General features: G+C 64.6%; 26 protein-coding genes and 1 other RNA gene. 11 read left to right on the forward strand and 16 right to left on the reverse strand.

The genetic code is table 11. The features are described from left to right. Positions 1-34: 34 nt before the first annotated feature. From ACFOOR_RS12875 to ACFOOR_RS12885, 3 genes are all read right to left on the reverse strand, one after another. On the reverse strand, positions 35-1,111 hold the full coding sequence (locus ACFOOR_RS12875; protein WP_343162992.1) for a hypothetical protein: 1,077 nt from the start codon (positions 1,109-1,111) through the stop codon (positions 35-37). After that, entirely contained in the window at positions 1,108-3,402 is a 2,295-nt protein-coding gene (locus tag ACFOOR_RS12880) for an ATP-dependent helicase (RefSeq protein ID WP_343162993.1), read from the reverse strand. Before ACFOOR_RS12880 ends, ACFOOR_RS12875 begins: the two co-directional genes overlap by 4 nt. A 100-nt stretch (positions 3,403-3,502) precedes the next feature. Further along, positions 3,503-4,021, reverse strand: coding sequence for a MarR family winged helix-turn-helix transcriptional regulator (locus tag ACFOOR_RS12885; RefSeq protein ID WP_343162994.1), 519 nt, complete (start codon positions 4,019-4,021; stop codon positions 3,503-3,505). A gap of 93 nt (positions 4,022-4,114) precedes the next feature. Here ACFOOR_RS12885 and ACFOOR_RS12890 point away from each other — a divergent pair, with 93 nt between their 5' ends. Then, positions 4,115-4,741, forward strand: coding sequence for a CPBP family intramembrane glutamic endopeptidase (locus ACFOOR_RS12890; protein ID WP_343162995.1), 627 nt, complete (start codon positions 4,115-4,117; stop codon positions 4,739-4,741). Positions 4,742-4,764: 23 nt separating this feature from the next. On the opposite strand, the gene ACFOOR_RS12895 is transcribed toward ACFOOR_RS12890, so the two are convergent. From ACFOOR_RS12895 to ACFOOR_RS12905, 3 genes are all read right to left on the reverse strand, one after another. Continuing rightward, on the reverse strand, positions 4,765-6,426 hold the full coding sequence (locus tag ACFOOR_RS12895) for a chloride channel protein (RefSeq protein WP_343162996.1): 1,662 nt from the start codon (positions 6,424-6,426) through the stop codon (positions 4,765-4,767). A gap of 380 nt (positions 6,427-6,806) precedes the next feature. Beyond that, the gene (locus ACFOOR_RS12900) at positions 6,807-8,048 is read right to left on the reverse strand and encodes an MFS transporter (protein ID WP_343162997.1); all 1,242 of its coding nucleotides are present in this window, start codon (positions 8,046-8,048) and stop codon (positions 6,807-6,809) included. A 65-nt stretch (positions 8,049-8,113) separates the two neighbouring features. Continuing rightward, positions 8,114-8,965, reverse strand: coding sequence for a hypothetical protein (locus ACFOOR_RS12905; protein ID WP_343162998.1), 852 nt, complete (start codon positions 8,963-8,965; stop codon positions 8,114-8,116). Between the two features lie 178 nt (positions 8,966-9,143). On the opposite strand from ACFOOR_RS12905, the gene ACFOOR_RS12910 reads away from it, so the two are divergent. Continuing rightward, on the forward strand, positions 9,144-9,752 hold the full coding sequence (locus tag ACFOOR_RS12910; protein ID WP_343162999.1) for a hypothetical protein: 609 nt from the start codon (positions 9,144-9,146) through the stop codon (positions 9,750-9,752). On the opposite strand, the gene ACFOOR_RS12915 is transcribed toward ACFOOR_RS12910, so the two are convergent. From ACFOOR_RS12915 to fumC, 3 genes are all read right to left on the reverse strand, one after another. Beyond that, positions 9,749-9,973, reverse strand: coding sequence for a ribbon-helix-helix domain-containing protein (locus tag ACFOOR_RS12915; protein ID WP_343163000.1), 225 nt, complete (start codon positions 9,971-9,973; stop codon positions 9,749-9,751). The genes ACFOOR_RS12910 and ACFOOR_RS12915 overlap by 4 nt on opposite strands. Continuing rightward, complete coding sequence (locus ACFOOR_RS12920) at positions 9,970-10,164, reverse strand: DUF4169 family protein (RefSeq protein ID WP_343163001.1); 195 nt, start codon at positions 10,162-10,164, stop codon at positions 9,970-9,972. The genes ACFOOR_RS12915 and ACFOOR_RS12920 overlap by 4 nt, the downstream gene beginning before the upstream one ends. Before the next feature lie 309 nt (positions 10,165-10,473). Continuing rightward, positions 10,474-11,865, reverse strand: a complete 1,392-nt coding sequence (fumC, locus tag ACFOOR_RS12925; RefSeq protein WP_343163002.1) for a class II fumarate hydratase — start codon at positions 11,863-11,865, stop codon at positions 10,474-10,476. Between the two features lie 139 nt (positions 11,866-12,004). On the opposite strand from fumC, the gene ACFOOR_RS12930 reads away from it, so the two are divergent. Then, a complete protein-coding gene (locus tag ACFOOR_RS12930) occupies positions 12,005-12,346 on the forward strand; it encodes a RusA family crossover junction endodeoxyribonuclease (protein WP_343163003.1) in 342 nt (113 codons plus the stop codon). Here ACFOOR_RS12930 and ACFOOR_RS12935 read toward each other — a convergent pair. Beyond that, the gene (locus tag ACFOOR_RS12935) at positions 12,343-12,843 is read right to left on the reverse strand and encodes a PaaI family thioesterase (RefSeq protein WP_343163004.1); all 501 of its coding nucleotides are present in this window, start codon (positions 12,841-12,843) and stop codon (positions 12,343-12,345) included. The two genes, ACFOOR_RS12930 and ACFOOR_RS12935, sit on opposite strands and share 4 nt — an antisense overlap. Next, on the reverse strand, positions 12,840-13,325 hold the full coding sequence (locus ACFOOR_RS12940) for an SspB family protein (protein WP_380214893.1): 486 nt from the start codon (positions 13,323-13,325) through the stop codon (positions 12,840-12,842). The genes ACFOOR_RS12935 and ACFOOR_RS12940 overlap by 4 nt, the downstream gene beginning before the upstream one ends. A gap of 140 nt (positions 13,326-13,465) precedes the next feature. Here ACFOOR_RS12940 and ACFOOR_RS12945 point away from each other — a divergent pair, with 140 nt between their 5' ends. Beyond that, on the forward strand, positions 13,466-14,806 hold the full coding sequence (locus ACFOOR_RS12945; RefSeq protein ID WP_380214733.1) for a cytochrome P450: 1,341 nt from the start codon (positions 13,466-13,468) through the stop codon (positions 14,804-14,806). 6 nt (positions 14,807-14,812) lie between these two features. On the opposite strand, the gene ssrA is transcribed toward ACFOOR_RS12945, so the two are convergent. Beyond that, positions 14,813-15,174, reverse strand: a transfer-messenger RNA (tmRNA) gene (ssrA, locus tag ACFOOR_RS12950). 17 nt (positions 15,175-15,191) lie between these two features. Further along, a complete protein-coding gene (locus tag ACFOOR_RS12955) occupies positions 15,192-16,097 on the reverse strand; it encodes a DUF3667 domain-containing protein (protein ID WP_343163008.1) in 906 nt (301 codons plus the stop codon). Positions 16,098-16,517: 420 nt separating this feature from the next. On the opposite strand from ACFOOR_RS12955, the gene ACFOOR_RS12960 reads away from it, so the two are divergent. Continuing rightward, complete coding sequence (locus ACFOOR_RS12960) at positions 16,518-16,952, forward strand: hypothetical protein (RefSeq protein ID WP_343163010.1); 435 nt, start codon at positions 16,518-16,520, stop codon at positions 16,950-16,952. Positions 16,953-17,093: 141 nt separating this feature from the next. Continuing rightward, on the forward strand, positions 17,094-17,771 hold the full coding sequence (locus ACFOOR_RS12965) for an aquaporin (protein ID WP_343163011.1): 678 nt from the start codon (positions 17,094-17,096) through the stop codon (positions 17,769-17,771). Between the two features lie 77 nt (positions 17,772-17,848). Here the strand turns inward: ACFOOR_RS12965 and ACFOOR_RS12970 are convergent, their stop codons facing one another. The 3 genes from ACFOOR_RS12970 to ACFOOR_RS12980 all read right to left on the reverse strand — a co-directional run bounded on the left by ACFOOR_RS12970 (position 17,849) and on the right by ACFOOR_RS12980 (position 20,957). Continuing rightward, a complete protein-coding gene (locus ACFOOR_RS12970; protein ID WP_343163012.1) occupies positions 17,849-19,942 on the reverse strand; it encodes an amidohydrolase family protein in 2,094 nt (697 codons plus the stop codon). 93 nt (positions 19,943-20,035) lie between these two features. Beyond that, positions 20,036-20,410, reverse strand: coding sequence for a VOC family protein (locus ACFOOR_RS12975; RefSeq protein ID WP_343163013.1), 375 nt, complete (start codon positions 20,408-20,410; stop codon positions 20,036-20,038). Positions 20,411-20,516: 106 nt separating this feature from the next. Then, a complete protein-coding gene (locus tag ACFOOR_RS12980; protein ID WP_343163014.1) occupies positions 20,517-20,957 on the reverse strand; it encodes a helix-turn-helix domain-containing protein in 441 nt (146 codons plus the stop codon). Between the two features lie 202 nt (positions 20,958-21,159). Between ACFOOR_RS12980 and ACFOOR_RS12985 the strand changes: the two genes are divergently transcribed. The 5 genes from ACFOOR_RS12985 to hflC all read left to right on the forward strand — a co-directional run bounded on the left by ACFOOR_RS12985 (position 21,160) and on the right by hflC (position 25,139). After that, positions 21,160-22,014, forward strand: coding sequence for a thymidylate synthase (locus ACFOOR_RS12985; RefSeq protein WP_343163015.1), 855 nt, complete (start codon positions 21,160-21,162; stop codon positions 22,012-22,014). After that, entirely contained in the window at positions 22,011-22,457 is a 447-nt protein-coding gene (locus ACFOOR_RS12990) for a RipA family octameric membrane protein (RefSeq protein ID WP_343163016.1), read from the forward strand. Before ACFOOR_RS12985 ends, ACFOOR_RS12990 begins: the two co-directional genes overlap by 4 nt. After that, entirely contained in the window at positions 22,442-22,957 is a 516-nt protein-coding gene (locus ACFOOR_RS12995; protein WP_343163017.1) for a dihydrofolate reductase, read from the forward strand. Before ACFOOR_RS12990 ends, ACFOOR_RS12995 begins: the two co-directional genes overlap by 16 nt. Before the next feature lie 113 nt (positions 22,958-23,070). Beyond that, complete coding sequence (hflK, locus tag ACFOOR_RS13000) at positions 23,071-24,255, forward strand: FtsH protease activity modulator HflK (RefSeq protein ID WP_343163018.1); 1,185 nt, start codon at positions 23,071-23,073, stop codon at positions 24,253-24,255. Next, positions 24,252-25,139, forward strand: coding sequence for a protease modulator HflC (gene hflC / locus ACFOOR_RS13005; RefSeq protein ID WP_343163019.1), 888 nt, complete (start codon positions 24,252-24,254; stop codon positions 25,137-25,139). Before hflK ends, hflC begins: the two co-directional genes overlap by 4 nt. The last annotated feature ends 1 nt before the right edge of the window (position 25,140 follow it).

The following is a 25,140-nucleotide window of genomic DNA, read 5'->3' on the forward strand; positions in this document are numbered from 1 at the left end:
CCTGATCGAAAAGGAATTTTCGCCGAGAAAAGACTCAGCCGAGAAGCGCGGCTGCCGCCGGGCTGGTCTTGGCGATTTGCTCCAGCCAGGCCATGCCGCGTGCAATATCGCCGCCGCGGACCTGCCGGGTCTCTTCCATCAGCGCCCGGCGCATCTGCGGCGTGAAGCTCTGCCCGGCCGCCTTGGAATATTGCGACATCAGCGGCCCGGTCGCCGCGGCTTCGACAGCGGCGTCAGTTGCGCCGAGTTGGAGGTGGTTGGCGATCCGGCCCAATTCCTCGGCCGGCCGGTCAAGGAAGGTGTCGAAATCGACATCAATGACGCGGTCCTTCGTCTCTCTGGCCGTCAGCACGTCGTGTTCGACCTGGCGCTCGACCAGCCAGGCCAGCGCGGCGTGTTCGCCCGGCGTCATCGCGTGGACGGGCTGCGCCAGATCTCCGAAACGGCGCTGGAACCGTTTCATCCGCTCGATCGAGAAGCCGAGCAGTTCGCGGATCGGATTCTGCCGCGCCAGCAGCGCCGTGATGAAGGCTTCAGGCTGCAGGGTCAGCGAGATCGCCCGGCTCGCGGCGTGTGTGCGCAGAATGTCGGGCACGGCGCGGCCGGCATGGCTGGTCGCTTTCACGACGCCGGTCGTTTCCGGCCGGAAGACACGCGACCAGACCGTGACTAGCGAGTCGCGAAGGATGCCGTAGTCCTGTTCCGAGACGACGCTGTGCTTCGTTCCGAGATCGTCCTGCAGCTCCGCCAGCGAGATTAGCGGCCAGGGCTCGCGCACGCCGAGCGTGGTGCCGGTCGCGTCAAGCAGGCGGGAGACCAGCGTCGAGCCGGTATGGCTCGGATGCAGGATGAAATGGACGGGTCTCGCGGGCGCGGTCCGCGCCTGCGCATACTCCGTCACCCGGAACAGCGGGATGTTCGCACCGAGCGTATCGAGCGACACGATGTCCTTGTTCATGAAACGCGCAGCGTTGTAGGCCGCCTCGTCCATGACCATCACGGATGCCGTGCCCTGGATCGGTTCGATCCGGTAGAGATAGAGGTCGGGGTCGGTGGCGAAATTCGGAAACAGCCGCCCGACAGCTTCTTCACCCGGATTGAGCTGGTTCACGGCAATTCCCTCACAAAGCTGTCGACCACCTTCTTCTCACCGGCCTTGTCGAAGGCGACGGTCAGTTTCGCACCGTCGGCGCGTCTCACCGTGCCGTAGCCGAACTTGTCGTGGAACACCCGGTCGCCCGCCCGCCATTTCGAGGACGACTCCGCGCTGTCGATCAGCTTCGCCTTGCCCTCGATCACGGGCGGAGAGCCCTTGCGGCCTTCATTCGTGGCGGCCTGGTAGCGCCGCCAGCCGGGCGAGGAATAGGACGAGGCCATCGGATTGGCCGGCTCTCCGAAACCCTCGAAGCCCGGCCCGGAATCGTAGTAGCCGGTTTCCGAGGACGCATCGGCGTGGTCGGCGGGCAATTCGTCGACGAATCGCGACGGCAGCACTGACTGCCAGCGCCCGAAAATCATCCGATTGGCGGTGAAGGTGATCACCGCGCGTTCGCGTGCCCTTGTGATGCCGACATAGGCGAGGCGGCGTTCCTCCTCGAGTGAGGCGGTGCCGCCTTCGTCGAGCGCGCGCTGCGACGGGAAGACCGTCTCCTCCCAGCCCGGCAGGAAGACCAGCGGGAATTCGAGCCCCTTCGCGGCGTGCAGCGTCATCAGCGACACCTCGTCGCCATCGCTCGCCGTATCGAGATCGCTGACCAGCGCGACGTGCTCGAGATAGGCTTCGAGACTGTCATACTCGCCCATCGCGCGGACGAGTTCCTTGAGGTTGTCGAGCCGGCCGGCGGCCTGGGGCGTCTTGTCCTCGCGCCACATCGCGGTATAGCCGCTCTCGTCGAGCACGATCTCGGCGAGCTCGTCATGGCGCATCGTCTCGGCCATCTGCGCCCATCGGTCGAGATCGCGCAGGAAGACCTTGAGACCCGTGCGCGCCGGGCCGCGGATCTCGTCGGTCTCGACCAGCATTCTTGCCGCTTCCGCCATCGATATTCCGGCGCCGCGCGCCACCTGCGCCAGCTTCTGCACGCTGGTTTCGCCGACCCCGCGCTTCGGCACATTCACGATCCGCTCGAAGGCGAGGTCGTCGTCGGATGAGCGCACGAGGCGGAAATAGGCGTGGGCATCGCGGATTTCCGCGCGCTCGAAGAAGCGCGGCCCGCCGACGACCTTGTAGGGCAGGCCGAGCGTCAGGAAGCGGTCTTCGAACGCCCGCATCTGCCACGACGCGCGCACCAGAACGGCGATGTCGGAATGCTTGCGCCCGTCCTTGACCCAGCGCTCGATCTCGTCACCGACATAGCGGGCCTCGGCTTCGCCGTCCCAGATGCCCTTGACCTGCACCTTCTCGCCCGGATCGTCCTCGGTCCACAGCGTCTTGCCGAGCCGCGCTCGGTTCGCCGCGATCAGCCCCGCCGCCGCACCGAGAATATGGCCGGTCGAGCGGTAATTGCGCTCCAGCCGGATCACCTTGGCGCCGGGGAAGTCCTTCTCGAATTTCAGGATGTTGTCGACTTCCGCCCCGCGCCAGCCATAGATCGACTGATCGTCATCCCCCACGCAGCAGATATTGTGCGAGCCCTGCGCTAGGAGGCGCAGCCACAGATACTGCGCGACATTCGTGTCCTGATACTCGTCGACCAAAAGGTAGCGGAACTTGCGGTGATACTCCCGCAGCACGTCCGGATGGTTCTGGAAGATCGTCAGATTGTGCAGCAGCAGATCGCCGAAATCACAGGCATTCAGCACCTGCAGCCGCGCCTGGTAGATCTCGTAGAGTTTCTGTCCCGCGCCTTCGGCGAAGATCCATTTCTGGTCTTCCGGCACGCGGTCGGGCGTCCAGCCCCTGTTCTTCCACCCATCGATCAGGGATCCGAGAAAGCGCGGCGTCCAGCGTTTTTCGTCAATGCCTTCGGCCTGGATGATCTGCTTCATCAGCCGCAGCTGATCGTCGGTGTCGAGAATCGTGTAGCTCGATTTCAGCTCCACCAGTTCGGCATGCCGCCGCAGGATCTGCGCCGCAATCGAGTGGAAAGTGCCGAGCCAGGGCAGGCCCTCGACGCCCTGTCCGATCAGCCGTCCGACCCGTTCCTTCATCTCCCGCGCGGCCTTGTTGGTGAAGGTCACCGACAGGATTTCCCACGGCCGCGCCCGTCCGGTGGCCAGGATGTGCGCCAGCCGCGTCGTCAGAACGCGCGTCTTTCCCGTGCCCGCTCCTGCGAGCACCAGAACCGGACCGTCGAGTGCCTCGACCGCCGCGCGCTGTTCCGGGTTCAGCCCGTCAAGATAGGACGCCTGCCCGGCCGGCGCGGCAGGCCGCGCCTGCTGGGAAAGGGGAATGGAATTCATGGTCAGGGTCTACGCTGTTTCCGCGCCGAATCCAAAGCGGAACATAACCGGCACACGCGGGGCTGTCTGCCCGGTCAGGTGTGTGGGGTGCAGCGACGCTTCAATCCTGCGACGGCTCGCGGTTCAATGCGTCGGCGAACTTCCGCATCAAGGCATTCAATGCATCGATTTCGCTTGTGGTGAGAGAGGCGGCGGCCCGTGCCGCACTGCCGAAACGGCTGGTCAGGGCTTCATCAATCAGCGCTCGGCCCTCGTCGGTCAGGCGCACGATTCGACCTCTCCGATCATCCTGCCGGATCTCCCGGATGACGAGCTTGGCCTGTTCGAGCCGATCGAGGCACGAAGTCATCGAACCGGATGTGATCATCGCCTGACGAAGCAAGGCCGCTGGCGACATGGCGAAGGGCGATCCGGACCGCCGCAAATTTCCGAGTACATCAAGATCGGTGTAGTTGAGCCCGTGGCGTTTCAGGATGCGTTCTGCATGCGCCTGCGCGACTCGGCCCGAATAAATCATCCGGCAAGCGGTCTCGATGGCGCGCGGATCCAGGTCGGGTCGCTCCGTCCTGAAACCATCCACCACCTCGTCGACAAGATCGAATCCGATGTCGCGGGACATACCCTCTTCTTTACCTCAAGGCGGAGTGTCCGCCAAGAAATCTTGACATCAAACTATAATAGCTTGATACCAAGATAAAGTTGGAGGGATCTCATGTTGACGCAGGAAGTCGTGAACGCTGCCATACAGGTTGCGATTGCGCTCGTGATCGCCTTGCTCGTCTGGCTTTTTTGGGGTCGCAAGCGCGCCGGGTTTTTCCGCTATTCCGGTTTGATTCTGCCGACAATGCGGTCCATGGGCCTGGCGCTCGTGATCTTTGCCCTGTGGTCGCTTGTCACCGCGATTATCTATTTCTCGCCGGAATTCAGTGACGCCGCATCGGCGGGCAATACGGTCGCCGGAATGATCCGGGCGCAGGGCTTCGGCACCGAAACCGTGCTTCTGATTCTGATCATTGCGGGCGTGAAAACGGCACTCAGCGAAGAGATATTGTTTCGCGGCGTGCTCGCGAAGCGCCTGATCGGCGTATTTGGTTTCTGGGTGGGCAATACAATCCACGCGCTTGTGTTCGGCGGGATCCATCTGCTCATATTTCTGGTGCCAGGCGGACCGGAATTCACGCCGGTTCTCGGGGCCGCATTCCTGCTCTTGCCGGGGACGGCTGGTTGGCTGATGGCACTTGCCAACGAAAAGCTCGGCAACGGGTCGATCGCGCCGGGATGGTTGATCCACGCCATGGGAAATGCAATTTCGTATCCCATTCTCGCCTTTGTCGCCTAACGCGTGCGAGCGAGACCACGAGGCTACAAATGCTCTTCCTCGTGCGTCTCGGCGAGCGCGCGGGCATAGGCGGCATGGGCGTCGGCGCGGGACAGCCAGCCGACAACCGGCTGGTCGCCTTCGCGGGACCGTACCGGCGCGCCGTCGAGGCTTTCCGCCGACATGAGGCCGATGGCGCGGCCGAGATAGTCGTCATCATAGAGACTGGGCGCGCCACTCGCCGTATCCATGTCGGCGGCGTCGCCCTCGAACGGCGCCATGATGTCGCGAACGCGGATCGTCTGCAGGAGGACCCGCGACTGCCCCCGCGAGAGATCGTAGCCATGGCGGAGTATCTGCTTCTGGAAGATCGAACCGCCGGTCGCCGCCTGGGTCAGCACGGTGGCGATCGAGACCGCCACCAGCACGGCAACGGAGGCTTCGTAATTCGCCGTCAGTTCGAACACGATCAGCGTCGTCGACAGCGGCGCGCCGAGCGCTGCACCGGCCACTGCGCCCATGCCGACCACGGCGTAGAAGGGCACGCCGGCCGTTTCGCCTCCGGTCGCGAGACCGATCACCGCCCCGAAGGCCGCGCCCAGCATTGCGCCGAGATAGAGCGCCGGTGAGAACACGCCGCCGCCGAAACGAAAGCCGAGCGTCACCCCCGTCGCGACCAGCTTCATCACGATCAGGCCAAGCAGAAAGAGAACGGCATACTGCCCGCCGAGCGCGTTCGACGTGGCTTCGTAGCCGACGCCGAGGATTTCCGGCATGGGCAGGGCGAGAAGCCCGATCCCGATCCCGCCGATCGGCGGCAACGCCCATAAGGGAATGCGCCATTTCTCCGCCTGCTGAGCGACAAGCCGCGGCGCATGCACGCTCGACTGCACGAAGGCGATGGCCAACCCAGCGGCGGCGAGACTTAAAAGGAAGACGCCCGGCAGATCCCAGGCGCTGGCCGCCCCCATCGCCGGGACGGTGAAGGCGGGCGTTGCACCGAGGTGAATGCGCGAGACGACCGCACCGGCGACGCTAGCGATCGCGACCGGCGCGATCGAGCGCAGCGCGTAATGCCCCAGCACCACCTCGAAGGCGAACAGCGCGCCGGCGATCGGCGCGTTGAAGCTGGCGGCCACGGCGGCCGCCGCGCCGCAGGCGAGGAGGGTGCGCACCGCCCGTGCCGGAATGCCGAGCGACTGGGCGCCGAAACTGGCCAGCGCACCGCCGAGATGCACTGCCGGTCCTTCCCGGCCGGCCGATCCGCCAGACCCGAGCGAAATCGCGGAAATCACGGCCGAGAGCAGTCCCGTCTTCAGCACCACGCGGCCCGACCGCACCGCCCGTGCCTCGACCACGTCGGCCACGGCATGGGCGCGGGTTTCGGTCAGCCAGTTGTAGCGCTGGCCAAGGAAGAGCAGTCCGGCAACGACCAGACCGCCGATCACCGGACCGGCGAAGATCCGCCAGCCGGGCAGGGCATCGACCCCGCTCGCCAGCGCATCATGGTTCGCACCGAACACGGCAAGGGAGACTCCATGAATGGCGAGGATGAAGCCGAGCGCGGCATAGCCTGACACGATGCCGGTCAGAAGACCGAGCAGCCACATCGCTGGTGATCGGCCCTGGCGCCATTGTTCGCGCAGCCAGCCCCAGCTCCGGCGCGAGCCCATGACCGCGGCGCGCGCGGCGGCGCGTGCACGCAAAGCCAGCTTTAACCGGCCGGGAGGCGAGGGCGTTTCCATGCGTCGTTAGAGCGCCGCTAACGATGCAAGGTCAAGGGGATGGGCAACGCGCTCGTTTCCCTCCCCTTGAAGGGGAGGGACGCGAGCGGTGTCCTTCAGGACGACGGGAGCGGGGTGGGGTGAGTGTTTATTTTCCCTGGGGTTCCCGCAAAAGCGGGAATCCGAAACCGGGTACATGCTTCAGGTCCCCATTTTCATGGGGACCCCATGAAACTACCCCCATCCCGGTCGGCTGGCCGACGCGCAGCCTCCCGGCCCTTCTTCCCTCGAAACGCTCCACCGGAGCGTTTCGCCCTGTGGGACGGGGCGAAGCCTCAAGGGGGAGGGCAATACGTCGGATGCTAAGCCCGCCCGTCGAGACGCCGCGCCTTGCGCAGGTCCGGGAACATCCTCGCCCACAGCGCCGCGACCAGAATGGTTCCGGCGCCGCCGGCGATCACCGTCGCCTTGGCGCCGATGAAGGCGGCCATCACGCCGGCGCGGAACTCCCCGAGCTCGTTCGAGGCGCCGATGAAGACCATGTTCACGGCATTCACCCGGCCACGCACCCGGTCGGGCGTCCACAGCTGGATCAGGGTTTCGCGGATATAGACGCTGACCATGTCCGCCGCGCCAAGGCCCGCAAGCGCGACGATGGACAGCCAGGCATAGGGCGAGGCGCCGAAGACGATGGTGAAGGCGCCGAAGACCGCCACGAAGAAGAACATCCACAAGCCGGCATGGTCGCGGATATTGTGCGTCGCCAGCCAGATCGCGACTGCGATGGCCCCGACGCCCGGCGCGGCGCGCAAGAGGCCGAGACCCTCTTCACCGACCTGCAGGATGTCGCGGGCGAAGACTGGCAGCAGCGCCGTTGCTCCGCCCAGCAGGACTGCGAACAGGTCGAGCGAGATCGCCCCGAACACGATTTTTTCCTTCCAGATGTATTTGAAGCCCGCGAGGAGAAGGTCGAGGCTCGGCGCTTCGGCCTCGGTCCGCTGGTCCGGCCTGGGGATCAGGAAGACGAGGCCCGCCGCGAGCACCAGAAGCGTGGCCGAGCTGCCATAGGCGATCAGCGGCGAGACACCGTAGAGCAAGCCGCCCGCGACCGGGCCCAGCACCGTCGCCAGCTGCCAGGCCGAGGAATTGAGTGCGATCGCCTTCGACAACAGGGTCGGCGGCACGATGTTGGGCAACAGCGCCTGCGTCGCCGGTCCGAAAAAGGCGCGCGCCGTGCCGAAACCGGCAAGCAGCAGGAAGACCACCCAGATCGTCTGACTGCCCGAGGCAGTGAACACGAAGAATCCCGACGAGATCGCCGCCATGCCGACAAGACAGATCGCCATGATCTTGCGCCGCGAAAACCGGTCTGCGACTGCGCCGGTGACGAGCACCAGCAGAAGCGCCGGCAGGAATTGCGACAGACCGATCAGCCCGAGATGCAGCGGGTTGCGCGTCAGGTCGTAGACCTGCCATCCGAGCGCAACGATCTGGATCTGCGCCGCGAACACGGTGGCCGCGCGCGCCAGCCAGTAGATCAGATAGGGCCGGTGCCGGAAGGCGGCGAAATGCCCGCCGGTGTCCTCGGCTGCGCGCTCGTTCATCGGCGGAAAATCCCCTCGCTGGAACGAAGGGATAGTCCGCCGGGGATGGGGCGTCTATGCCGCCGTCAGCGCTGCGGGTTGACCCGCCGCGGCGGGGTCTCTTCCGTGGTCCGCGCCGGGCGCGACGTCCGGGTTGGCGGACCGCCCTCCGTACCGGTGGCCGAAGTCGTCGTGCGGGCACGGTTCGGAACCGGTGCCGCGACGTCTCCGACCGCGTTCACGACGCCCGCACCATCGGTGATGTCCGGATCGCCCTGGTAGAAGATGGCCACGGTCACCGTCTGCTGGCGCACGCCGGGATACCAGCGCCCGTCATACTGGCACCATGCCGTCATGCTGACCGGGATCTCGACCTCGAACACGTCGTCCTGGCGCAGGAAGTCGGCGGCGCTGCCCGCCCCGTTGGAGGTGAAATCCTCGAGATGGTCTTCGACCGTCTTCACCGGGTTGAAGAAGAGCGTCACGAGCGCCTCGGAATCCCAGCTATCGGGCAGGTCCATCACCGCGTCGATGTCGAAATTCTCACCCGTGCGCGCGCCATTGTATTCGACGGCGTCGCTTTCGCCCCAGATGCCGATGGGCATGAGCTCATAGCCATTGCCATTGTTGTGCGGTGTAGTGATGCCGAACAGCACCTGCGCCCGCCTGGCGCGGGATTCGCCTTGCGTGTTCGCCGAATAGGAATTGCAGAAGAACTGGCCGCGGACTGTCACCACCGGGTCGTTCGATACCATCCGAAGCACCCGGTCCGCGGGATCGGGACTGTTGGCGGTATTGCGCACGGTCACCTGCACCTGCGGTGTCATCTGGCTGATGCTGAGGCTTTCGATGCCCGGCGTGAAATGGGTTTCGTCGGCCAGCGCGAACCCGGCGGTCAGCAAGGTGCCGGCAATCGCGGTCGATATCATGCGTTTCATGGCGGACCTCCCCGTTTCGAAATACGGCCCGTGCAAACTCGTGCCGGGCAGCTGAACGTGAATTGAACGCACTTCGAGCGGTGAGCCGCAAGACAATAAAAATTCCGGCCCTTGCGGTCCCGCCCCTGTTTCCCCCGCTCCCGGTGCGCTAGCGTTCGGGCGAACAGGGGAGGACATCATGATCCGCCAACTCGCCGCCGCCGTCCTTTCTGCGGGCTTCGCCGCCAGCGCCGACGCGCAGCAGTACGACAGTGCCTATACCCGCATCGACGACGATTGCGTCCTCGTCGAGCACGAGGACGAACCTGTCTGGGACACGATCTGCGACGGATTCGGCGGCTGGACGGTGGAGATCGTCGCGGGAGAGCACGGTGCCGCGGAAGCCTATCGCGCACCGGACGGGGCGCGCTCCGACTACATCAACCCGCCCATGCGCGGCCTGTTCGGCGGCTATGGCGAGGTGATCGAGTGGCGGCTTTCGGGCGGCGTGCCGTTCGCGACCATCCACCGCTATGTCAACGACACGCCGGCCATGATGGACCCGGACAATGCCGGCGAGTGGCACACCCTCGTCGTCACCGCCCTGCGTCCGAACGAAGCGATGGTCGCGTGTGCCGCGGCCTATATCGACGCCTCCAGCCTGGCCAATGCCAACGAGATTGCGCGTCAGGCGGCGGATCATCTCGCCATCGACTGGCAGTGCGGTGTGGAAGAGCCGCAGATGTTCACCGCCGACAGCGAATACGACGTCATGACGATCGCGGCGCAGCGCCGTCCGGGGCACTAGGTCCCGGACTGAACCCGCTTCAGCGCCCAGACCCGGCAGGCCGAGGCGAGATTGAGCTCGTCTCCTGCCCCGACCCGGGCCTCGTCGATCCGGCCGATCAGTGCGGCCAGTGAGACGCGCTCATCAAGGGCAGCCTGATCCAGCACGTCCCAGAATTCCGCCTCGAGCGCGAGGCTGGTGCGGTGACCGGCGAGGGAGAGGGAGCGTTTTACGAGACTCATTCCGTCTCCCGCCCGGGCTCTCTCTTGTGGCCGTCGAGATGCGAGTTGGCCTTTTCCTTTTCGGTTTTGGCTTTCAGCCGTTCCGCCTTCGTGCGGCCGAAGGCGGCGCGGTTTGCGTCCGCCGCCTTTTCTTTCTCGGCGCGGGCTTTCGCCTTGCGTGCGGCGCGGAGATTGATCGGTTTGGTGGTCATGCGACGTCTCGCCTGGATATTCCCCATCGACAACGTAGCCCGCCCTCCCCTTTGAGGGGAGGGCCGGGAGGATGAGCGTTAGCCAGCCGACCAGGGTGGGGGTGCCTTCAATCACGTTTCTCCGACGCTCCCCGGTTTCGCAAAGCGAAGACCGGGGTCGCGTCTGGATCCCGGACCGGCTTCGCCGTCCGGGAAACGTCAATTGAGATTTTGCTGGGATCCCCATGAAAATGGGGATCCGAATTGGGCACCAAGTTTCGGATTCCCGCTTTCGCGGGAATCCCATGTCATGTGCGAAGAGGCGCAGGTCTATTTCGGCTTGATCATCTCCGACGGCACGACCACGGCGTCGAATTCCTCGGCCGTGACGAAGCCGAGCTTCACCGCTTCCTCGCGCAGCGTGGTGCCGTTCTTGTGCGCCGTCTTGGCGACCTTGGTGGCGTTGTCATAGCCGATCTTCGGTGCCAGCGCCGTGACCAGCATGAGCGAACGTTCCATCAGATCGGTGATGCGGTCTTCATTGGCGACGATGCCGTCGACGCAATTGTCCGTGAAGCTGACGCAGGCGTCGGCCATGATCCGGATCGACTGCAGCATGTTGTAGGCCATCACCGGCTTGAACACGTTCAGCTCGAAATGGCCCTGCGCGCCGCCGACCGTGATCGCGACGTGATTGCCCATCACCTGGGCGCAGACCATCGTCATCGCCTCGCACTGGGTCGGGTTCACCTTGCCCGGCATGATCGACGAGCCCGGCTCGTTTTCCGGCAGCGAAAGCTCGCCGATGCCGCAGCGCGGACCGGAACCCAGAAGGCGGATGTCGTTGGCGATCTTGTTCAGCGAGGCGGCCAGCGTGTTCAGCGCGCCGTGGGCGTAGACGTAGGCGTCATGCGCGGCGAGCGCCTCGAACTTGTTGTCGGCGGTGCGGAAGGGCAGGCCGGTATACTCCGCCACGTCCGCGGCGAAGGCCTTGTCGAAGCCCGGCTTGGCATTGATGCCGGTGCCGACCGCCGTACCGCCCTGCGCCAGCGCGAAGAGCTGTTCCACGCCCTGCTTCACCCGCACGATCCCGAGATCGAGCTGGGCGACATAGCCGGAAAACTCCTGTCCCAGGGTCAGCGGCGTCGCGTCCTGAAGGTGGGTGCGGCCGATCTTGATGATGTCGCCGAAGGATTTGGCCTTGGCGTCGAGCGCATCGCGCAGCTTGATCAGCGCCGGGATCAGCCGGTGGTGGATTTCCTCTGCCGCCGCGATGTGCATCGCGGTCGGGAAGGTGTCGTTCGACGACTGCGACATGTTCACATGGTCGTTCGGGTGAACCGGTTTTTTTGAGCCGATCTCGCCGCCGAGGATCTGGATCGCCCGGTTCGAGATCACCTCATTCGCATTCATGTTCGACTGCGTGCCCGAACCCGTCTGCCAGACCGACAGCGGGAAATGGTCGTTCCACTGGCCCTCGGCGACCTCGGCCGCCGCCTGTTCGATCGCGTCGGCGAGCGCCGCATCAAGCTGACCGTTCGCCTTGTTCACCCGCGCCGCAGAGCGCTTGATCACGCCAAGCGCGCGCACCAGCGGCTTGGGCATGGTTTCCTCGCCAATGGCGAAGTTGATCAGCGAGCGGGCCGATTGCGCGCCATACATCTTGTCGGCGGGCACTTCGAGCGGGCCGAAGGAATCGGTTTCGGTACGGGTGTCGCGCATCGGGCGAGTCTCCTTGCGGGGCCGGTAGTGTTCGCGGAACATGGGCGAGCGAACGATTCGAACGGACGTGTAGCACCGGGGCGGCATGGATCAAGACATCGCCCTTCAGTGGACCGGAAGAGGGAAGGTTCAGGCAGCCATGGCCGGCGACAGTCTCCATCTGCGGGTTGATGCGCTGACGTCGCAGACGCGGCGGTTCAAGGTGTTGATCGGGGAATTCTTCCGCACCGAGTTCAAGCGTGCCCGGCCGAAATGGGGACCGTACGAAGTCACCATTATCATCGAGCGCACGCCGAACTCGCCCGTTCACGATGTCGACAATGTCGCCAAGGCCGTGCTCGACGCGCTGACCGGCGTGGTCTTCCACGACGACAGCCAGGTCGAGCGCCTGCTGGTGGAAAAGATCGAGGGCGAGCGCCCGCGTGTCCGGGTCAAGGCCCGCCCGATGAAGCAGCCAGCGACCGAGGTCGAAGCGGCCTAGTCGCCGGCCAGATTCGCTTCCCCGCGCGCCTGCCGCGCGCGGTCGCGTTTCACCTGTTCGTGCGGGCGGTGGATGCAGGTCGCGGTCGCATGGGTCGTGACTGTCCCGTCCGGCGCATAGAGCCGGCCTTCGGTGAAAAAGCTTTTCTTGCCGCGTTTCAGCACCTGGCCGCGGGCGCGCACCGGGCCGGGCATGACCGGCGCGAAGAAGCTGGTCTTCATCTCCAGCGTTGGCACCACCCCGTCGAAGCCGACGGTCGAGATCGCCGCCAGCGACATCGTGTCGTCCAGCATCGCTGTGACGAAACCGCCCTGGATCGCGCCCCACGGGCTGCACAGCTCCTTGCCCGGATTGAACGTGCATTCGAACCACATCTCATCGACGGACACGTCGGTGAATGCGAATCCGAGCAGGGCGGAGTATCGCGGCGCGAGGTCTTCACGCGCGAAATAGGCGCGAATCTGGGTCTCGTCCCAGGGCGGAACCGGAAAGCTCATTTCTTGCGGAAGCTGTCGAGGCTGACGACTTCGGCGGACTCGCCGTTTCCGTTCGGCTTCGCCTTGACCGGCTTCAATTCCACCGGATCGGCAGCCGGGGCGGCCTCGGCGGGCTCGCTGTCGACCGTTTCGGCGCCGTCGATCGGTTCGAACTGCAGGTGGAAACCCACGGACGGGTCGTGGAAGCGGTGCACGGCGGAATAAGGCACCTTCATGTATTTCGGCACCTTGTTGAATTTCAGCGTGACCTCGAAGAAGTCCTCGGCCGGATTGAGGTCCCAGAACTGGTGTTCCAGGACGATCGTCATTTCCTCCGGATAGCGTTCCATCAGGGTTGGATCGAGGTCCACGCCCGGCGCGGTCGTCTTGAAGGTAATGTAGAAATGGTGCGCGCCCGGCAGTCCCCCCGGACCGGCGGCTCGCAACAGCGCCTGTCTGATCACACCGCGCAGGGCTTCCTGTGCGAGAAGATCATAGCGCATGAGGTCTTTTGCCACGTATACACCCCCCGTGACCTCGGCTGAACTAAGCCTAGTGTCTCCTTGAACCGGGTCAACGAGTTCGCGCGCCTGCGACTGCTTTTGACCGTTGGTCTGTAACATTTGATCGCGGGGATGGCATCTTGCAAGCCAAAGTGGATTTCATACCGCCCATGCCGCCACGGCAGTCCGGTCCTATGGGGCTGATCCCGGTGGCCAGGGTGATGCGCCGCAATCCTGTGGAATCGCTGGCGCATGTGAATTTCGAACTGACTCGCATCTCCGGACCCTTCCTCGGCGTGACGATCCACACCCTGTCTGGCCCGGAAGAGATCCGGGCGGTGATGCTCGACGATGTCGAGGCGTGGCGGAAATCCCCGGTCACTCAGCGCATCCTGCGTTCGGCGCTGGGCGACGCGATTCTGACGGCGCATGGCGACAGCTGGAAGCGCCAGCGCAAGGCGATGACGCCGGCCTTCCTGAAATCGCGCATTCTCGCCCTGTCCGGGGCCATGGATCGGGCCGGGCAGGGGCTGGTGGAGACCTTCAGTAACGCCACCGGGCCGCTCGACGTGTCCGGACCGTTGAATGTCGCCACGCTCAGCGTGATCGAAGCCGCGCTCTTTCCCGATCCCGGCCCGGATTTCGACCGGGCCGCCGTGCGCGCCGCCATCGATGTCGTGATCGGCTCGATCGGCGAGGTGCGCTTCTCGGACCTCTTTCCCCTGCCCGAATGGGTCGCACGGCCGATGGGGCCGAAGGCCTTCGCCGCGATGACCACGCTGCGCCGCGCCGTGGAGGTCCAGATCGCCCGGCGCCGGGAATTGGGCCTTGAGGAGGACATGACCAGCCTGCTCATGGCTGACACGTCGATGACCGACCGGGATGTGCGCGACAATCTGCTCAGCCTTGTCGTCGCCGGCCACGAGACAACGGCGATCACGCTCGCCTGGGCGCTCTACCTCCTCTCGAAATACCCGTCTGTTCAGGCCCGACTCGCCGAGGAGGCGCGCGCCGCCATCGCGTCCGAGGCCGACCCGGCCGCCCGGCTGACATGTCTGCCCTACACGCGTCAGGTCGTCGAGGAGACGCTGCGCCTCTATCCACCCGCGCCGATGCTCAGTCGCCGGGCGATCCGCCCGAGCCGCATTGCCGAGCGCGAGACCGGCAAGGGCGATCTCGCCATCGCGGCCTTCTATGCCCTGCACCGTCACCACCGCTATTGGGACAATCCCGACGGCTTCGACCCCGACCGCTTCGCGCCGGACCGCCGGCCAGCCGACCCCTGGGTCTTCCGTCCCTTCGGCGGCGGGCCGCGCGCCTGTATCGGCAATGCCTTCGCGCTGAACGAGGCGATCCTGGTTCTGGCGCGGGTGGTGTCGGAGCTTGAGGTGCGCGATGCCGGCGACGTCCCCGAACCGGTGATGACGATCACCCTCAGGCCCAGGGACGGGCTGCGGCTGGAATTCGCGAAGCGGGATTGAGAATGAAGTGGCGGGCTTCTGTTGCCAGGCGCCCGCCGAACCCCGCCTGCGACTTGCTAGAGCCGAGGACTTAGATCGAAGTCATCGCGCCGCATTACGCAGCGAGAGCGACCTCTTCAGCATAGTTGTCATTCGCAACTACAATAATGGGCATTTAACGGTACCCATGCGGACGAAAGCCACGTCTTTAGCCGTCTGTCGATCCTGATCGGCCCCGTGCCGGCGGCGGGAATGATCGCCGCGAAGGGATTGGTGGAGCCGCCGGGAATTGCACCCGGGTCCAGTCCGGTTATTACACGCGCGTTTATCGTCATAGCTGGCAAGCCAGCGAGCCCAATATAGGGGTTGATCGTGTTGATTTAAAGTGAGCCTCGCGGTGCGGCTCTCACAAGGCGGTCCAAAGGATCAGCCCGATCGCAACGAAACCGGCGCACGTCGCATAGGCCATGCAGATCACAACCGATCTCACGATCGAGCCGAACCAGCTGGATCCGTAGAAGCCCCGGTCGAACAGGGCAACCCCGAGATTGAGGACGAGAATGCTCGAACCGAGCAGGGTGAAGGCCGCCCATACCGGCAGTCTCGTATAGACTCCAACGATCACGATAGTCGCCAGCGGAAGCAGCAAGGCCGCATGAAAATAGAGCGCGTAGATTGCGTGTTCGATCATTCGCCGTCGCGGATGCATCAGCGCGCACAGAAGCGCGAAGACGATCACCATGAGGATCATCGCTTGGCTCGAGGCCGCAGACGCCTGGTCCTCCATCAGTTCCGGGTGGTTGATCGCGCGCAGTGTCACATCGCGCCATTGGTCGGCGATGCCATTCGTTTCGATAAAATCGAGAATGCTCTGCTCTTGCTCCGCGGTCAGCTCGACGTTCTCGCCCTGCCGTGGCGGCTGGAAGACCGAGACGAACACGCCAACCTCGTCCGCCTCGTCGAGCGTGATGTCCACCCCGACAATCCGGATGCCAGAGAATGATATGGCCGCGAAGAAGATCAGGCTGACGATCAGGTAGAGCCGGACCGGCGGCGTGAAGCTCTGGCGCTTGCCGTCCATATAGTCGCGCGCCACCTGGCCCGGCCGCGTGAAGAGATGTCGATAGGTTGACAGGATGCGCCCGTCCCATGACAGCAAACCGTCCAGCGTGTCGGTGACCAGCGACCAGGCCGGGCGCCGAATATCCTCCCGCGACTGACCGCACGCCGCGCAGAAATCGCCCGACAGGGGCGCGCCGCAATTGGCGCAGGTTTCACCTTGAGTTTGGTTTTGGATTGGTTCCCCTGTCATATCGTTGAGTCTAGGCACGCCGCTCGCATTGGATCAAACGTGAAGTTTGTGATCTGCATCCTGGAAATCTCAAATTTCGAGTAGTTTGGTATTCTTCGATCTTGCGCAATTGGAATTTGGCCGGGACGCGATACCAGACCGGTGGTGTGGGGTGACACAGATGCTTCGAATATTTCTCGCAACGATTTACTCGGTGGCGCTCGCCTCGTGCGGAGAGCTCGACAGCTGCGCCGACGCGAATGGAATGTGGCATGAAGAATCATCGACCTGTTACTGTCGGCGAGGTCGGGTGAGTTCCCAATGTGTGGATGCTCCCTACCCAACTGACACTGACGAACCCACCGAACCTGAAGCGGAACCAGTGAACAATGAAGGCGAAGACGAGCGGATCAGGCAAGGGACGCCCCGCCTGAAACTTCCATGACGAAGTCGACTAACCTTCTGATCTCCATTCTTTGTGCGTATTCGGCGCTCGCGAACTGCGCGGCGTCGACCTCGGCGCGCGCCAACGACGACTTTCTGAATGCCATTCTCAACGATCCCGCGAACCATGACGGAGTGATCGTTGAACTTTCGATCTATCCACTCGACGTCGATCCGGAATCGACGCGGCCCCGCGAAAGCTATGTGATCTGCTGGGAGCCTTGTGCCTTGGAGACCTTCGACGGTTCTCTCTTTTCCGTGATCCGACCCGCGGTTCCAGGCGCTTATGACGGCATGTCCGGCGATGAGCGCGTTACGCTAACCGCAGTGTTCAATGCGGTCTGTATGCAGCAGGAATTGGCGTGCTCGCCGCACGTCCACTTCATTTTCGAAGAAATCCCTGCCTCTGGGGACAGTCAGCAACACGTTTAGCCGCCTCGCTGACGCTTGCTTCGCAGTCGTCTTGTCCGGCGCGCCCGTCTGGCGACGCGGCGAGATTTCGATTGGAAAGATTTTCGACCGGAGTCAGATTTCGTCGGACGTTTTACACAACACCACCCTGGGGAGGGATACATGAAGAAAGCGCTCGCGGAATTTGTCGGCACATTGACACTGGTTCTGTTCGGTTGCGGCGCCGCCGTGCTGGCCGGAGGCGAGGTCGGGCAATTGGGCATCGCCTTTGCCTTCGGCCTGGCGATCGTGGCGATGGCCTATGGCATCGGCCCGGTCTCCGGCTGCCATGTCAATCCGGCGGTCAGCTTCGGCGCCTTCATCGCCGGCCGCATGCCGCTGAACGAGATGCTGGTCTACTGGGCGGCGCAGATCGCCGGCGCGATCGCGGGTGCCGGCCTGCTTCTGCTGATCGCCAGCGGCACGGACGGCTATTCGCTCGCGTCCGATGGGCTCGGACAGAATGGCTGGGGCGCCGGCTATCTCGGCGAATACACGCTGGTCGCGGCTCTGGTCTTCGAATTCGTGATGACCTGCCTCTTCGTCTTGGTGATCCTCGGCGTGACCGGGGCCGGGAACAGCGCCTTTGCCGGGCTGGCCATCGGCCTGACGCTGGTCGTGATCCACATCGTCGGCATCCAGGTGACCGGCGTGTCGGTCAATCCGGCGCGCTCGATCGGACCGGCCCTGTTCGCAGGCGGCACCGCGATCGCACAGCTATGGCTGTTCATTGCCGCGCCACTGGCCGGCGCCGCACTCGCGGGTGTCCTGTTCCGGGCGAAATTGCTCAGCCAGGACTGACGTTCGCTCACGTCAGACATTGCGGGGCGGCCGCGTCGCGGCCGCCCCGATCCTCTGTAGCCTCTGCGCGTTCCGCGCTACTGCGCCGTCGCCACTTCCGGCACGCCGGTGAAGGGTGTGATGCCGAATTCGGGATAGATCTCGGTCGGGAAATAGACCCGGCCATCGGCCACCACCATCGAGATCGTCTTGATCGCGCGCAGGTCTTCGGTCGGGTCGCCGGGCACGAGGAAGAAGTCGGCCAGCTTGCCGGGCTCGATCGAACCGAGTTCGTCGCCCCGGCCAAGATAGTCGGCCATGCCCTGACCGGCCCAGGCGAGAATCTCGCCCGGTGTCATCCCGACCAGCTGATAGAGCTCCAGCTCGCGGTGAAGCGTGAAGGACCCGCCCATATCCGTGCCGGGAACGAGGAAGATGCCCCGCTCATGCATCATCCGCGCGGTTTCGATGATCTGCTCGAAGGCCCCGCGGTAATTGGCATCGTCTTCCGGCGTGGCGATATCGGCCCAGGCGCTGCGGGCGCTGCGCTGCTGATCGACCGGCATGTGGTCGATATAGTCGACCGTACCGGGTGAGACCTCGCCATTGCGCGACAGCAGCAGGGCTTCGTGGATGGCCAGCGTCGGGTCGTGCGCGACACCGCGTTCGGCCATCGCATCAAGGGTCGATTGCACCGGCGCGCTCTGCAGGTCGAGCGCGGGCAGGCGGCGCAGGGCGGTCAGGCGAAGCAGCGTGCGCGTGTCTTCATCCGGCGCCAGCACCCAACCCAGCATGATCTGATTGATATGGGTCAGCTCGTCATAGCCCGCCGCGATCATCGCGTCGGCATTGGTGAAGGCGGGAACGTGACCGGCCACGCGAAGGCCGGCGGCATGCGCCGCCTCGATCATCGCCGGCACAAAGGCCGGGTTCATGCTGTTGTAGATCTTGATCTGGAAGTACTCGCCGGTCGCGGCATAGGCTTCGACGGCGGCAACGGCCTGTTCCTCGGTCTCGACGAGGCTGCCATTGTTGGAGCTGAACGGGCTGCGGCCCTCGATGAAGCCACTGCGTGTCACGCGCGGCCCGGCGATCTCGCCGGACTCGATCCGCCCGATCAGGGCGGCCAGCACTTCGTCATTATTGCCCATGTCGCGGACGCTGGTGACGCCCGCCGCGATGTTCAGGATGGCGCCCTGTTCGCCCAGGTGGGCGTGCATGTCGGTCAGGCCGGGGATCAGCGAACCGCCATCGCCGTCGATCACGGTTTCGCCAGGGGCAGAGGCGGCGTCCGCCGCCTCGATCGCGGTGATGCGATTGCCCTCGAACACGACGGAGACCGGCTCGCCGAGCGCTTCGGTCGCCGGGTCGAACACGCGGACATTCCGGATACGCACCGGGCCGTCATAAGTGTGCGCGACGCGGGAGGTGATCTCCGCGAAGCGGCTGGCGCCGTACTGGGCAGCCAGACCGCGCAGGCGCTCGTCCTCACCCTCATAGCCCGCCTCGATCACCGTGAAGCCGGGCGTGATCAGCGCCACGAAGGCGCGACCGTCCATCATGAAATAGGTCGGGTTGAGACTGATCCCCGACAGGGCGTACACGACGGCATCCCGGCTGGTTTCGCCATTGGAGACGGTCACGCGGTCGATTTCGGTCAGGGACAGCGTGCCGCCGGGCAGGGCCGGCAGTGTGGCGTCCTCAACCTCCATCAGCGCGCGTGCGGCGATCGCCAGCCAGTAGGGGCTGGTGTCGTTCGGGACATAGAAGGCCGGCTCGGCCGGGATGACCTGGTTGCTGCCGGTGGAGTCGGTCCAGCTCGCCTCGCTGTCGATCAGTTCGAAGCTTTCATCGACCGGATTGCCGAAGGTCGTCGCGCCTTCGATCGTCCAGCGCGTCGGAAGGCCGGCCGCGTCAAGTCCGACATCTTCGGCCAGCGTCGGGCCGCGGCCATTGTTGCGGTATTCGTAATCAACCGTATAGCCGTCATCGGTGTGCGTGACGGTCATGCCGCCGATCTCGACGCCGCCGACCAATACCGTGAACTCACTGGATTCGGGCGCGGAAGTTTCCGCCGTCGCAGACGGAGTTTCCGAAACGGCGGGCTCGGAACTGGACGCGGGCTGCTGACCGCAGGCCGCCAGACCCAGAACCAGAAAACCCGTCAGGGCGCTTGCTACGGACCGATGCATGACACTCCCCCTCGCTGCCGATCGCCTGGCGAACCTCCTAGCACCGTTTCGGGCCGGAGTCCGCTTTCGCGAACGGCAGCAGGGGGATGGGCGTTATCCGCCCATCGTGAATACGTTCAGCTTGTTGCCGTCCGGATCGCGGAAATAGCCGGCATAGAAGCCGCTGTCGCCGCGCGGACCGGCCGCGCCTTCATCCGTCGCGCCGAGGCTGATGGCGAGATTGTAGACCTTGTCGACCTGTTCCCTGGAGTCGGCCTGAAACGCGGCCATCACGCCATTGCCGACCGTGGCCTCATTGCCGTCGAACGGCTTGGTCGCGGCAATCCCGCACCCGCCGCCCGGCTTGCCCCAGGCGATGAAGGTGTCGAACTCCATCATCCGGCCGACGCCGAATTCGGCGCAGATCTTGTCGTAGAATTCCGCAGAGCGCTTCAGGTCGTTGGTGCCGACCGTGACATATCCAAGCATTGATGTTCCCCTAATGTTCCGATTTTGGGAAACTATCCGAAACCGGGCGGGGCGCAAGCGAAAACCGATCAACTCGGCGTGAATTCCGCTCGCGCCCGCACCGGTGTCACTTGTCCTGGTGCCGGGTGACCAGTTCGACCAGCGCCAGGGCGACGCCATGTCCGGCCATGCCGACCGTCCACCAGATCATCGCCCACTTCATCACGAAGGCATCCATGCCGACGCTGATCGCGGCGAACAGGATCATGCCGAAGACATAGCTGACGAGGTGGATGAAGAAGGCGAGCCGCATGCCGGAGCGCACCTTCTCGTTTTTCGTCTTGAACAGGGTCGCCGCCTCTTCTTCCGGATCGATGCACAGCGCCATCGCATCGACATTGAACGCCGCAGCGAGCGCCGTCAGCGTGTCCCGTGAAGCCGGCTCGCCAGTCTCGATGCGCTGCACGGTGCGGATTCCCACCCCGGCCAGTTCGGCGAGGTGTTCCTGCGACCAGTGCCGCTCTTCGCGCCAGCGCTTGATCTTCTTCGCGTCCGTCTTGAAAGCCATCATTGTCTCCTTGGGCTCGGGTTGTAGTCAGACCCGGCCCAAAGGCCAAAAACCGCGGCGTCCGGCCACGCCGCGGGCACGCCAGTGACACGCCAGCGAGCCGACACGGGCACGTCAGTGCAGGCGAACCGGGCCAACAATCTTGTGGAAACCCCTGCCGGCGAGAATCGCATTCGGAGCGAATCAACGGAATGATTGCGCCATGGGCGAACCGGCACGCATTCACGACCTTCCCGCACCCGATCACGGTGGCTCCACGATCGAGCGCGCCTATCTCGAACTGTTGCGCGATATCCTGGAGAATGGCGAACGCCAGGATGATCGCACCGGTGTCGGCACGCTCTCGGTCTTCGGCCGGCAATTGCGCTGCAACCTGTCGGAGGGCTTCCCGCTCCTGACGACCAAGAAGGTCCACTTCAAGTCGATCGCCATCGAGCTCCTCTGGTTCCTGCGCGGCGAGACCAATGTCCGCTGGCTGCAGGAACGCGGCGTGACGATCTGGGACGAATGGGCGGACGCGAGCGGCGATCTCGGCCCGGTCTATGGCAAGCAGTGGCGCCGCTGGCAGGGGCCGGACGGCACCGAGATCGACCAGCTTTCCGGCATTCTCGATCAGATCCGGACCAATCCGTCCTCGCGCCGCCTGATCGTGTCGGGCTGGAACCCGGCGGACGTGCCGAACATGGCCCTGCCGCCCTGCCACACGCTCTACCAGTTCAACGTCTCGAAGGGCCGGCTCTCCTGCCAGCTCTATCAGCGCTCGGCAGATATGTTCCTCGGCGTGCCGTTCAACATCGCCTCCTATGCGCTTCTGACCTGCATGGTCGCGCAGGTGACGGGGCTGGAACCGGGCGATTTCGTCCACACGTTCGGAGATGCGCACATCTACACCAATCACATGGATCAGGTCCGCGAACAGCTGTCGCGGACGCCGCGCGCCCTGCCGCGCCTGCACCTGAATCCGGCGCGCACCGACCTGTTCGCTTTCGAATACGAGGACTTTTCTCTCGAAGGTTACGACCCGGACCCGGCGATCCGCGCGCCGGTCGCGGTGTGAGCGCCGAAGACGGGGCCGAGGACGCCCCCCTGCCGCTTTCCCAGCACGAGCTCGACCGGCTCTGGGAGCTCGCCCTGCATGAGGAGCGGGTCCTCAACGAGCGCTCCGGATATTTCCTGATCGCCCATGCGATGCTTCTGGTCTTCGCCGTAACCGCGATCGACAGCCTGCATCCCGGCGCCGTGCTGGCGTCCATCGTCATCGGCGCGGTGATGAGCCTGTTCTGGTTTCTCGTGAACCGCCGCCAGCAGGACGAGATGAAGACCGCCGTGATGCTCGTGCGTGACCAGCTGCCCGGCTACACCGCCTATGTGAAGGCGCGCTCGAATTCGGGCCTGCGCAAATTCGGCCCGGCGGTTTTCATCTACGGCATTCCGATCGCCGTCACCTTGATCTGGGCGGTATTCGCCGCCGAACGGCTCTTCGTATGGCTGACGTCCTGATCGCCCTCATCGTCGCGCGCGCCCGCAATGGCGTCATCGGCCGCGACGGAGACCTGCCCTGGCGGCTGAAGTCCGACATGGCCTTCTTCAAGGCGGCAACGATGGGCAAGCCGGTCGTCATGGGCCGCAAGACCTGGGACAGCCTGCCGCGAAAGCCGCTGCCCGGGCGCCTCAACATCGTCGTGACGCGCCAATCGGACTTCCAGGCTGAAGGTGCGGAAATCTTTGTCAGCCTCGATGCAGCCCTGGACCGGGCGCGCGAACAGGCCGCGAGGGACGGCGCGGGCGAGGTCTGCGTGATCGGCGGCGCCCAGATCTATGCCGCGGTCCTGGGGCGCGCCGACCGTCTCTATCTGACGGAAGTTGAAGCCGAACCGGACGGTGATGCCCGATTCCCGGATCCCGACCCCCGTATCTGGACCGAGGTCAGTGCTGAACGCCGCGAACCGGGTGAGGGCGACGATCACGCCTACACGATCCGGGTGCTGGAACGGCGTTAGGGGGGACGCGACCCTTGCCCCGTCCCGCTTGAACCGCTACGCCCCCGAACCAACATATCCTTCCAACATAACCGGCAGGATAATTCGTGATCCTTGGGAGGGAATTCACCCGTATGCCATGGAATGACAATTCAGGTGGTGGCGGCAGCGGCGGTCCCTGGGGCAATGGCTCCGGTGGCGGCGGCAACCGCAACAACAACAATAATAATCCCTGGGGCCGTCCCGGCGGTCAGGGCGGTGGCGGCGGCAACAACCAGCAACCGCCCGACCTCGATGAACTCGTCGAGCGTATGCAGGCCTCGATCGCCCGCATGTTTGGCGGTGGCGGTGGCCGCAAGGCTGGCGGCGGCGGATCGGGCAGCGGCGGCAAGGGCGGTGGTCTTGCTGGCACGCTGATCATTGCCGGTCTTGTCGGTTTTGCCGTGATCTTCTGGCCCGGCCGCGCCTTCTACACGGTCGAACCGGAAGAAGCGGGTGTCGTCATGCGTTTCGGCAATTATGTCCGCACGACCGAGCCGGGCCTTCACGTGAAGCTGCCCTGGCCGATCGAGACGGTCGAACTGCCGCAGGTCACTCAGACGCACACGATCGAAATCGGGTCCAACAATCGCGGTGAAAGCGAAATGCTCACCCGCGACGAGAACATCGTCGACATCGCGTTCACGGTGCAGTGGCGCGTCGATCTCTCGAGCCCTGACGGCATCCGCAATTACGTGTTCAATGTGCGCGATCCCGAAGGCACGGTTCGCGCGGTCGCGGAAAGCGCGATCCGCGAAGTCGTCGGCACCAGCGATCTTCAACCGATCATCACCACCGCCCGCGCCGAGGTGTCTCAGCGGACCCGGGAACTGATGCAGACCGCGCTCGACGAATACGGGGCGGGCATCCAGGTGCTCCAGGTCAACCTGCAGCGTTCGCAGGCTCCGCAAAGCGTCATCGACGCCTTCCGCGACGTCGACGCGGCGGCGCAGGATGCCGAACGTGCCCGTCTCAATGCGACGGCGCATGCCAACGAAGTCCTGCCGCGCGCTCGCGGTACCGCTGCCCGGCTCGTGCAGGAAGCCGAAGCCTATCGCGACTCGGTGATCGCCGAAGCGCAGGGCGAGGCCGACCGCTTCGTCGCGGTCTACGAGGAATACGCACAGGCTCCGGAAGTGACCCGGCGCCGCATGTTCCTGGAAACCATGGAAGTCGTGATCGGCCGCTCCGATCTCATCATTCTCGACGGAAATGGCGGGGCGGTGCCCTATCTGCCGCTCGACCAACTGGGCCGTCAGCGCGGGGAGGCAAATCAATGACCCGTACCATTTCAATTGTCGGCCTGGTCATCCTCGTGATCGCGGCCGTGCTCGCCTCGATGTCGATCTACACGGTGAACGAACGCCAGAGCGCGCTCGTCATCCAGCTCGGTGACCCGGTGGCCCAGGTCAATGCAACCGGCGGTGAGGAAGGCCTTCACTTCAAGGTGCCTTTCATCTCTGACGTCGTGCACTTCGACCGCCGGAATATCGAATTCAACATGGATCCCGAGGAAATCCAGGCGGCCGACCAGGAACGCCTCGTGGTCGATGCCTTCCTGCGCTACCGGATCGTCAACCCCCTGCGCTTCTACCAGACCGTCCGCAACGAGGCCGGTGCCCGGGCTCGACTGCGCTCGATCATGGACGACTCGCTGCGCGGCGTGATCGCCTCCATTCCGTCCTCGGACGTGATTTCCGGCCGTCGTTCGGAGCTCATGGACCGGGTCCAGCGGGCGGTGGAAATCCAGGTTGAAACCCAGGATCTCGGTATCGAGGTGATCGATGTGCGCATCCTGCGTGCCGATCTCCCGCAGCAGATCGCAGAGCGGGTCTTCCAGCGCATGCGGTCCGAACGCGAACAGGAAGCCGCCCGGATCCGGGCCGAGGGTGAACAGGTCGCCGTTGAAATCCGCGCCAATGCGGACCGTCAGGCGGCCATCATCCAGGCCGAGGCCCGCGCCGACGCCGAACGCCTTCGCGGTGAAGGCGATGCTCAACGAAACGCCATCTACGCCACGGCCTACAATCGCGACCCGGAGTTCTTCGCCTTCTATCGCACCATGCAGGCCTATGAGCAGGCATTGCGCGACGGAACGCCGATCGTGGTTCCGCCGGACAGCGCGTTCTTCGACTACTTCCGCAGCGAGTCCGGCCGCGACTAGC

Origin of the sequence: Hyphobacterium vulgare (assembly GCF_042643335.1) — a bacterium.
GTDB classification, from domain to species: domain Bacteria; phylum Pseudomonadota; class Alphaproteobacteria; order Caulobacterales; family Maricaulaceae; genus Hyphobacterium; species Hyphobacterium vulgare.

What these genes read in the sequence shown, in the direction of transcription:
- ACFOOR_RS12880 (WP_343162993.1), bottom strand. Translation starts at nt 3,402, where the DNA reads ATGAATTCCATTCCCCTTTCCCAGCAGGCGCGGCCTGCCGCGCCGGCC.
- ACFOOR_RS12885 (WP_343162994.1), bottom strand. Translation starts at nt 4,021, where the DNA reads ATGTCCCGCGACATCGGATTCGATCTTGTCGACGAGGTGGTGGATGGT.
- ACFOOR_RS12890 (WP_343162995.1), top strand. Translation starts at nt 4,115, where the DNA reads ATGTTGACGCAGGAAGTCGTGAACGCTGCCATACAGGTTGCGATTGCG.
- ACFOOR_RS12900 (WP_343162997.1), bottom strand. Translation starts at nt 8,048, where the DNA reads ATGAACGAGCGCGCAGCCGAGGACACCGGCGGGCATTTCGCCGCCTTC.
- ACFOOR_RS12905 (WP_343162998.1), bottom strand. Translation starts at nt 8,965, where the DNA reads ATGAAACGCATGATATCGACCGCGATTGCCGGCACCTTGCTGACCGCC.
- ACFOOR_RS12910 (WP_343162999.1), top strand. Translation starts at nt 9,144, where the DNA reads ATGATCCGCCAACTCGCCGCCGCCGTCCTTTCTGCGGGCTTCGCCGCC.
- ACFOOR_RS12915 (WP_343163000.1), bottom strand. Translation starts at nt 9,973, where the DNA reads ATGAGTCTCGTAAAACGCTCCCTCTCCCTCGCCGGTCACCGCACCAGC.
- ACFOOR_RS12920 (WP_343163001.1), bottom strand. Translation starts at nt 10,164, where the DNA reads ATGACCACCAAACCGATCAATCTCCGCGCCGCACGCAAGGCGAAAGCC.
- fumC (WP_343163002.1), bottom strand. Translation starts at nt 11,865, where the DNA reads ATGCGCGACACCCGTACCGAAACCGATTCCTTCGGCCCGCTCGAAGTG.
- ACFOOR_RS12930 (WP_343163003.1), top strand. Translation starts at nt 12,005, where the DNA reads ATGGCCGGCGACAGTCTCCATCTGCGGGTTGATGCGCTGACGTCGCAG.
- ACFOOR_RS12935 (WP_343163004.1), bottom strand. Translation starts at nt 12,843, where the DNA reads ATGAGCTTTCCGGTTCCGCCCTGGGACGAGACCCAGATTCGCGCCTAT.
- ACFOOR_RS12940 (WP_380214893.1), bottom strand. Translation starts at nt 13,325, where the DNA reads ATGCGCTATGATCTTCTCGCACAGGAAGCCCTGCGCGGTGTGATCAGA.
- ACFOOR_RS12955 (WP_343163008.1), bottom strand. Translation starts at nt 16,097, where the DNA reads ATGACAGGGGAACCAATCCAAAACCAAACTCAAGGTGAAACCTGCGCC.
- ACFOOR_RS12960 (WP_343163010.1), top strand. Translation starts at nt 16,518, where the DNA reads ATGACGAAGTCGACTAACCTTCTGATCTCCATTCTTTGTGCGTATTCG.
- ACFOOR_RS12965 (WP_343163011.1), top strand. Translation starts at nt 17,094, where the DNA reads ATGAAGAAAGCGCTCGCGGAATTTGTCGGCACATTGACACTGGTTCTG.
- ACFOOR_RS12970 (WP_343163012.1), bottom strand. Translation starts at nt 19,942, where the DNA reads ATGCATCGGTCCGTAGCAAGCGCCCTGACGGGTTTTCTGGTTCTGGGT.
- ACFOOR_RS12975 (WP_343163013.1), bottom strand. Translation starts at nt 20,410, where the DNA reads ATGCTTGGATATGTCACGGTCGGCACCAACGACCTGAAGCGCTCTGCG.
- ACFOOR_RS12980 (WP_343163014.1), bottom strand. Translation starts at nt 20,957, where the DNA reads ATGGCTTTCAAGACGGACGCGAAGAAGATCAAGCGCTGGCGCGAAGAG.
- ACFOOR_RS12985 (WP_343163015.1), top strand. Translation starts at nt 21,160, where the DNA reads ATGGGCGAACCGGCACGCATTCACGACCTTCCCGCACCCGATCACGGT.
- ACFOOR_RS12995 (WP_343163017.1), top strand. Translation starts at nt 22,442, where the DNA reads ATGGCTGACGTCCTGATCGCCCTCATCGTCGCGCGCGCCCGCAATGGC.
- hflK (WP_343163018.1), top strand. Translation starts at nt 23,071, where the DNA reads ATGCCATGGAATGACAATTCAGGTGGTGGCGGCAGCGGCGGTCCCTGG.
- hflC (WP_343163019.1), top strand. Translation starts at nt 24,252, where the DNA reads ATGACCCGTACCATTTCAATTGTCGGCCTGGTCATCCTCGTGATCGCG.